At 68.7% G+C, this 8598-nt stretch carries 6 protein-coding genes; 2 read left to right on the forward strand and 4 right to left on the reverse strand.

Annotation, left to right across the window (positions count from 1 at the left end; all coding sequences use genetic code 11):
• Positions 1-132 precede the first annotated feature (132 nt).
• Positions 133-1308, reverse strand: coding sequence for an MFS transporter (locus AC1DO7_RS17375; protein ID WP_477116366.1), 1176 nt, complete (start codon positions 1306-1308; stop codon positions 133-135).
• Between the two features lie 140 nt (positions 1309-1448).
• A complete protein-coding gene (locus tag AC1DO7_RS17380; RefSeq protein WP_441649905.1) occupies positions 1449-2462 on the reverse strand; it encodes a D-2-hydroxyacid dehydrogenase family protein in 1014 nt (337 codons plus the stop codon).
• Between the two features lie 526 nt (positions 2463-2988).
• On the opposite strand from AC1DO7_RS17380, the gene AC1DO7_RS17385 reads away from it, so the two are divergent.
• Positions 2989-4845: a phosphoenolpyruvate carboxykinase (GTP) gene (locus AC1DO7_RS17385; RefSeq protein WP_441649906.1), complete on the forward strand. Its 1857-nt coding sequence runs from the start codon at positions 2989-2991 to the stop codon at positions 4843-4845.
• 101 nt (positions 4846-4946) lie between these two features.
• Here AC1DO7_RS17385 and AC1DO7_RS17390 read toward each other — a convergent pair whose 3' ends face one another.
• Positions 4947-5621 (reverse strand): response regulator, encoded by a 675-nt coding sequence (locus AC1DO7_RS17390; protein WP_441649907.1) that lies wholly within the window; start codon positions 5619-5621, stop codon positions 4947-4949.
• Positions 5618-7030 (reverse strand): cache domain-containing protein, encoded by a 1413-nt coding sequence (locus AC1DO7_RS17395; protein WP_441649908.1) that lies wholly within the window; start codon positions 7028-7030, stop codon positions 5618-5620. The genes AC1DO7_RS17390 and AC1DO7_RS17395 overlap by 4 nt, the downstream gene beginning before the upstream one ends.
• 483 nt (positions 7031-7513) lie before the next feature.
• On the opposite strand from AC1DO7_RS17395, the gene AC1DO7_RS17400 reads away from it, so the two are divergent.
• Positions 7514-8598: carbon starvation CstA family protein (locus AC1DO7_RS17400; protein ID WP_477116367.1), on the forward strand; the 1085-nt coding region annotated here is incomplete at its 3' end.

The raw sequence follows: 8598 nt of genomic DNA on the forward strand, positions 1-8598 counted from the left end.
GCCAAACATTAGCAGAAAGCCAGCCGTGTCGGCCATCGGCGCGGGCGGGCGCTGATGCTTTCTATCGACACATCGCGGCGCTGGCGGCGGCGGAGCGCATGCCGGCCTGAGCGCAGACCCGGGTACGCGCGCTCAGGCCTGTGGCGCGGGTGCCTCGCGCTGGCTCCAGCGGCAGCCCAGCACGCGCGCGCGCCGGGACACGCCCAGCGCCAGCAGCATCAGCACGGCGGCGCCCCAGTGCAGGGCGCCGGCGCCGGCGGTGGCGTAGATCGCCGCGCCACCCATGGCGCCGAGGGCCTGGCCGAGGTAGATCGAGGAAGAGTTGAGCGAGATCGAGGCCGAGGCRCGCTCCGGCGCCAGCGCCACCAGCCGCGCCTGCTGCGCGCTGTTGGTGGCGAAGCCGCCCACGCCCCACAGCATGAAGATCAGCACCAGCGCCACCGGGCCGACGGTGGCCAGCGGCCACAGCAGCATCGCCGCCAGCGAGGTCAGCATGGCGACCTGGACGATGCGCGCGGGCGTAGCCCGGTCCATGCGCGCGGCAGCCAGCACATTGCCGGTCACGCCGCAGGCGCCGTAGGCCAGGAACATCAGGCTCAGCGTGGCGCCGCTGATGCCGTGCACGTCGCGCAACAGCGGGGCGATGTAGGTAAACAGCGTGAACATGCCGGCGGACTGGATCATGGTGGTGGCCACCACCAGCACCATCGGCGTATGGCGCAGCACCGCGCCCCAGGCGGCGCGGCCGACCGGCTCCACGTACAGCCGCGGCGGCAGCGCCCGCCACACGGCCAGCGCCGCGGCCAGCGCCATCACGCCCACCAGCGCCATGCTGAAGCGCCAGCCCAGCGTGCTGGCGATCCACGTGCCCAGCGGCACGCCGACCACGCTGGCCACGCTCCAGCCGAGAAAGACGAAGCTGATGGCGCGCCCGCGCGTCTGCGCGTTGACCAGCAGCGGCAGCGTGGCGGCGGTCTGCGGCGTATAGATGGCCGCGCCGATGGCGGTCAGGAAGCGGACCGCCATCAGGGCGGCAAAGCTCGGCGCCAGCGCCGCGGCCAGGTGCATGACGGCGTAGACCAGCAGCGATCCGGCCAGCAGCAGGCGGCGGTCGATGCGCGAGCCGAGCGTGGCGAACAGCGGGGCGCCCACGCAGGTAGCCAGCGCGAACACCGCGATCAGCTGGCCGGCGGTGCCCGCGCTCAGGCCGAAGTCGCCGGCGATGTCGTTGAGCATGCCGGTGACGATCATCGCGCCGGTGCCGATGACGAAATTGCCGAAGCACAGCGTCAGGAGCCTGGGATCCATGGCGGGCGGCGCTAGAAAAAAGAGGGCGGAAAGACGAAAAACGCGGCCGGAGGCCGCGCGGGATGAGGCGAGTGTAGCGGGTTTGCCCGGTTCGCGTTTGCGGCGAACCGGGCACCGCGCCGCGGACTCCGGTGCCGGCTCTAGCGGGACAGGGCCGGCGTCAGCGCCTTGGGATTGGCGATGCTTTCGTGCTTGCCGGCCAGTACGTCGAGGATGTTCTGGAAGGCGATGCGGAAGTACATCTCGTAGCTCTCCCGCTCCACGTAGCCCAGGTGCGGCGTGCAGATGCAGTTTTCCATGCGCAGCAGGGCGTGGCCCTGCAGGATGGGCTCGGACTCGAACACGTCGACCGCCGCCATGCCCGGGCGGCCGCGGTTGAGCGCGGTCAGCAGGGCGTTTTCCTCGACCAGCTCGGCGCGGCTGGTATTGACGAACAGCGCGGTCGGCTTCATGCGAGTGAGGTCGGACAGCTTGACCAGCCCGCGGGTCTCGTCGTTCAGGCGCAGGTGCAGCGACAGCACATCGCTTTCGGCGAACAACTGCTCCTGCGACTCGGCCACCGCCAGGCCGTCCTCCCGGGCGCTTTTCTGCGAGTTCTCGCGGCCCCACACCAGCACATTCATGCCGAAGGCGCGGCCGTAGCCGGCCAGCAGCTTGCCGATCTTGCCGTAGCCCCAGATGCCCAGCGTCTGCCCGCGCAGCACCTGGCCCAGGCCGAAATTGGGCGGCATGGTGGTGGACTTGAGCCCGGACTGCTGCCAGGCGCCGTGCTTGAGGCTGGCCACGTACTGGGGAATGCGGCGCTGGGCCGCCATGATCAGGGCCCAGGTGAGTTCGGCCGGCGCCACCGGCGAGCCGGAGCCTTCCAGCACTGCCACGCCGCGCTCGGTACAGGCATCGATGTCGACATGGCCGCCGACGCGGCCGGTCTGGCTGACGATCTTGAGCTTGGGCAGTTTTTCCAGCAGTTGGCGGGGGATGCGCGAGCGTTCGCGGATCAGCACCACGGCCTCCACGTCCGACAGGCGCGCCGCCAGCTGGCCGACGCCCTTCACGGTGTTGTTGAACACCTTGACGTCATGGCCGTCGAGCAGGCTGAAACAGGGCAGTTTGCGAACGGAGTCCTGGTAATCGTCGAGTACGGCAATCTTCATCGGCAACTCTGGTTTGGCAATGGCTAAGGTGCGCGCGACCACAAAGCGGGGCGCGCATCCACTGTATTGTTTTACTACCTGCCGCGCGACACTGCCGCAGGTGCGGCGTGCGGCGCAGACTTTTTGGCGCAAGGCAGAAGTGCGCTGCCAGGCAGGTGAACAGGACAATACGGCACGGCAGGAAAGATGCGCCGGCACTGCGCCAACATTGCTGCGGAGCAAAAAACAGCGGCCCGAGGCAGTGGTATCCTTGCCGGCTCCGATGCTACCGGATTGTCGGTCGAGCCACGCTCCCGTCCGCTGGATTGTGTCGGACAAAGCCTGCCCGGCCCTGTCGCGCGGAAAGCGCAACTGTAGCGCAGCCACGAGGCCCGCCGCGACCTTTTGCTGGGTCGGGGCTGCCGCTCAGTTGTAACGGGATGTGACGATGTTGGCCCGTTGGATATCCCGGTGCCGCCTGCACGCGGCGACGCGATGGCGCGGCCCAGGCTTTGGAAAGAATTCTTTTTCGCTTTGGAGTAACTGTATGAACCATCCCGCCATGCAGGGCACGCCCGCACTCAACGTTCCGGCCTGGGTCAAGCACCAGAAGCTGGTCGCCTGGGTAGCCGAGATCGCGGCGCTTGCCAAACCCGACAATATCTACTGGTGCGACGGCTCGCAGGACGAGTACGACCGCCTGTGCGACCAGATGGTCGCCGCGGGCACCATGAAGCGCCTCAACCCGGCCAAGCGCAAGAACTCCTTCCTCGCGCTGTCCGATCCGTCGGACGTGGCACGCGTCGAAGACCGCACCTTCATCTGCTCGGAAAAGCAGGAAGATGCGGGCGCCACCAACAACTGGACCGCCCCGGCCGAAATGCGCCAGACCCTGGCCGGCCTGTTCGAAGGCTGCATGCGCGGCCGCACCCTCTACGTGGTGCCGTTCTCGATGGGCCCGCTGGGCTCGCCGATCGCCCATATCGGCGTGGAACTGTCCGATTCGCCGTATGTGGCGGTGAACATGCGCATCATGACCCGCATGGGCCGCGCGGTGTTCGACGTGCTCGGCACCGACCGCGACTTCGTGCCTTGCGTGCACACCGTCGGCAAGCCGCTGGCCGCGGGCGAGAAGGACGTGCCCTGGCCCTGCAACGCCACCAAGTACATCGTGCATTTCCCGGAAACGCGCGAGATCTGGTCGTATGGCTCGGGCTATGGCGGCAACGCGCTGCTGGGCAAGAAGTGCTTCGCCCTGCGCATCGCTTCCACCATGGGCCGTGACGAAGGCTGGCTGGCCGAACACATGCTGATCCTGGGCGTGACCTCGCCCGAGGGCAAGAAGTACCACGTGGCGGCCGCCTTCCCGTCGGCCTGCGGCAAGACCAACTTCGCCATGCTGATCCCGCCCAAGGGCTTCGAAGGCTGGAAGGTCACCACCATCGGCGACGACATCGCCTGGATCAAGCCGGGCCAGGACGGCCGCCTGTACGCCATCAACCCGGAAGCCGGCTACTTCGGCGTGGCCCCGGGCACCAGCGAGAAGACCAACTTCAACGCGATGGCGACGCTCAAGGAAAACGTCATCTTCACCAACGTGGCGCTGACCGACGACGGCGACGTGTGGTGGGAAGGCATGAGCAAGGAAGCCCCGGCCCACCTGGTCGACTGGCAGGGCAAGGACTGGACCCCGGCCATCGCCCGCGAGACCGGCGCCAAGGCCGCGCACCCGAACGCCCGTTTCACCGCGCCGGCCGTGCAGTGCCCGTCGATCGACGATAACTGGGACAACCCGGCCGGCGTCGCCATCGACGCCTTCATCTTCGGCGGCCGCCGCTCCACCACGGTGCCGCTGGTGACCGAGGCGCGCAACTGGACCGAAGGCGTCTACATGGCCGCCACCATGGGCTCGGAAACCACCGCCGCGGCGGCCGGCCAGCAAGGCGTGGTGCGCCGCGACCCGTTCGCCATGCTGCCGTTCTGCGGCTACAACATGGCCGACTATTTCGGCCACTGGCTGGCGCTGGGCAAGAAGCTCGAAGCCAGCGGCGCCAGGCTGCCGGGCATCTACTGCGTCAACTGGTTCCGCAAGGACGCGGACGGCAACTTCGTGTGGCCGGGCTTCGGCGAGAACATGCGCGTGCTGTCGTGGATGATCGACCGCGTCGAAGGACACGGCAAGGGCACCGACCACGTGTTCGGCACCTCGCCGCGCTTCGAGGACCTGAACTGGGAAGGGCTGGAATTCACGCGCCAGCAGTTCGACCAGGTCACCTCGATCGACCACGCCGCATGGCAGCGCGAGCTGACCCTGCACGAAGAGCTGTTCACCCAGCTCAAGCACAACCTGCCGCAGGCGCTGGTGGACACCAAGGCCGCACTGGCCAAGCGCCTGGCTGACTAAGCCGCCGCGATTCCGGCTGCAGGCGAGAGCCCCCTGGAAACAGGGGGCTTTTTCTTTTGGCCGGCGTCTTGCGCGCCGATGCTCGCCAGAGCCGCCACGGGCTACGTGCCCGGCGGCGTATCGCCCGCCGTGCCCGCGCCGAGCTGCTCCACCGCGTACTTCACCAGTTCCGCGCGGCCTTCGATGCCGAGCTTGCGGCGCAGATTGAGCCGGTGCGTCTCGATGGTGCGCACCGATACGCCCAGCGCGGCGGCGATGTCCTTGTTGGCCTGCCCGCGCCCGATGCAGTTGAGGATGTCGCGCTCGCGCGGCGTGAGCGCATCGAGCGGCCCGGCGGCGGGGCTTTCCTCGACCATGCGGCGCGCAATGCGGGCGCTGTAGAAGACGCGGCCGGCGAGCACGGCGCCGATGGCCGCCATCAGTTCGTCGGCGGGCGCGTCCTTGAGCACATAGCCGCGCGCGCCGGCGCGGATCGCCTGTCGCACATACTCCAGGTTGTCGTGCATGGACACCACCAGCACGGCCAGCTCGGGATAGTCGTCGTGCAGCGCGGCGGCCAGCGCGATGCCRCCCATGCCGCGCATGCCGATATCGGTGATCACCAGTTCGGGCATCTGCTCGGGCGCGGCCCGGGCCAGCCAGGCCAGCGCGGCCTCGCCGTCGTCGGCTTCGCCGACCACGCTCAGCTCGGGCTGCAGGCCCAGGCGCATGCGCATGCCGTCGCGCACCAGCGCGTGGTCGTCGATCAGCAGCACGCGGGCAGGGGCTTGGGTCATGATGATGGATTTCCTGAGCTGTCTTGTCGGGCCGCGGCGGGCGCGGGGCCCGGGCGCGGCAGTGGCACCGCGGCGTGCAGGCGGGTGGCGCCGGGACGGGAGCTGATCTCGAACTCGCCGCCCAGCGCGGCGGTGCGCTCGCGCAGGTTGCGCAGGCCGATGCCACGCTTGGGGTCGTGCTGCATGCGCGCCACGTCGAAGCCGGCGCCGTCGTCCTGCACCGTCAGCCGGGTGGCATCGGCATCGAAGGCCAGTTCCAGCGCCACATGGCGCGCGTGAGCATGCCGCTCCACATTGGTCAGCGCCTCCTGGGCAATGCGGAACAGCGCGGTGGCCTGCTCGTCGGGCAGCTCGCGCGGCGTGCCGCTGCGCGAGACGGCGATGCGCAGGCCGCTGCCTTCCTGCATCTCGCGCGCCAGATGCTCCAGCGCGGCGTAGAGGCCGAGATCGTCGAGCAGGGCGGGGCGCAGGTTGCGCGCCACCCGCCGCACTTCGTTGAACACGCTGTCCAGGCGTGCCAGCGCGGTGCCGAGCACGGGCGACACCGTGGCGCCTTCGCCCGGCGCCAGGCGCAGGCGGTTGGCCGCGGTTTCCAGCAGCAGCTTGACCGACACCAGCAACTGGCTGATGCCGTCATGCAGCTCGCGCGACAGCCGTGCCCGTTCTTCTTCCTGCGACTGCACCACGCGCTGGGCCAGCTGGCGCAGCTTGGCGTCGGCCTCGCGATGCTCGCTCACGTTGAGGGCCAGCCCGCTGGCGGCCACCAGCAGGATGCTGATGGCGGCGATCACGCCGATCCATGCCATGGTTTCGCGGATATCGGTCTCGGCGCGCGCATCGAGCTGGCGCAGGGTGCGCTCGACGTCGTCCAGGTAGATGCCGGTGCCAAGCATCCAGTTCCATTCCGGCACCCCGACCACGTAGCCGAGCTTGGGCGCCACCTGCTGGGACGACGGCTTCTTCCACATGTAGCGCACCGAACCGCCGCCGGCGCGCGCGGCCGCGATCAGCCGCTGGATGGTGAGCGCGCCCTGCGGGTCGCGCAGGCTCCACAGGTCCTGTCCCACCAGCTCGGGCTGGCGCGGGTGCATCAGGTTGCGGCCCTGCATGTCGTAGAGGAAGAAGTAGCCGTCGGGGCCGTAGTCCAGGCGCGCCAGCGCTTCCATGGCGGCGTGGCGGGTGGCGTCGTCGTTGCGGCCCGAGTGCACCATGGGCGCGATCGCGCTCTGCGCCAGCTCTACGTAGTGGCGCAGCTCGACCTCCTTGCTCTGCAGGTAAGCCGCCTCGACCAGGGTGCGCTCGTGGCGGGCCAGCGCGGTGGCCTGGTAGCGCACCGCCAGCGCGATGCCGAACATGGCGACGGCGAGCGGCGCGACGGCCAGCAGCAGGATCTTCTGACGGAGTTTCATCGATGCCGGGGCAGTGCCTGAGTAGTGCTCGAGTGGTGCTCGCGTGGTGCTTGCGTGGTGCCGGGATGGCGCCGGGTGCGTCCCCGGGGTAAACACGGATGACGCGCAAGCGGCATATGACCGTGGATCTACGTAGTAACACGCAACGTGGCTGCGTAGTTCCGCGCTTGTGCCGCCAGGGGCGGGTGTCAATACTACACGCCGGACGTGCGACCGCTGCCACGCAGCATCATGCATGCGTCCTGCGCAGCGGGTGCGGCCAGCGATTGCCGGCAGCATCGCCCGCCTGCGACGACCAGATCCGGAGCTTGCGAGACTCACCGGGCACCGACGAAAAACTGGCAGGAGACAACCACGCCACCCCCTCGTCAGCCCGCCGTCCCCGGCGCGCGCCGTCCGCTTGGACGCCCCCGCGCGCCGCGCCATGCATGCCGGACCTGCCGCCGCCGGCATTTCCATAAACGGTCTGAGGAGACCCTCATCATGAATCGCATCGGGCAACACCTGGTGTGGCTGGCCGTCGCCGTACTCGGCGCCTTCGCCTTTGCCACCGTTGCACTATCTCGCGGCGAAGCCGTCAGTGCCCTGTGGATCGTGGTCGCCGCGATCTGCATCTACCTGATCGCCTACCGCTACTACAGCAAGTTCATCGCCGACAAGGTCATGCAGCTCGACCCCAAGCGCATGACGCCGGCCTGGCGCCACAACGACGGGCTGGACTACGTGCCGACCAACAAGGCGGTGCTGTTCGGCCACCACTTCGCCGCGATCGCCGGCGCCGGCCCGCTGGTGGGCCCGGTGCTGGCCGCGCAGATGGGCTACATGCCCGGCATGCTGTGGATCCTGGCCGGCGTGGTGTTCGCCGGCGCGGTGCAGGACTTCATGGTGCTGTTCATCTCCASSCGCCGCRACGGSCGYTCGCTGGGYGACCTGATCAAGTCCGAGATGGGCACGGTGCCGGGCATGATCGCGCTGTTCGGCTGCTTCATGATCATGATCATCATCCTGGCGGTGCTGGCGCTGATCGTGGTGAAGGCGCTGGCCGGCTCGCCGTGGGGCACCTTCACCGTGGGCGTGACGATTCCCATCGCCATCTTCATGGGCGTGTACACGCGCTACATCCGCCCGGGCCGCATCGGCGAGGTGTCGGTGATCGGCTTCGTGCTGCTGATGCTGGCCATCATCGGCGGCCAGTACGTGCACGAGAGCGCCGTGCTGGCGCCGCTGTTCACGTACGACGGCAAGGCCCTGACGTGGATGCTGATCGTCTACGGCTTTATCGCCGCGGTGCTGCCGGTGTGGCTGCTGCTGGCCCCGCGCGACTACCTCTCGACCTTCCTCAAGATCGGCACCATCATCGCGCTGGCCGTGGGCATCGTGATCGTGGCGCCGGAGCTGAAGATGCCGGCGTTCACGCAGTTCGCCAAGGGCGGCGGGCCGGTGTGGTCGGGCAACCTGTTCCCGTTCCTCTTCATCACCATCGCCTGCGGCGCGGTGTCGGGCTTCCATGCGCTGATCTCSTCGGGCACCACGCCCAAGCTGCTGGAGARCGAGTCGCACATGCGCTT

Source organism: Cupriavidus sp. 05N40 (genome assembly GCF_056397305.1).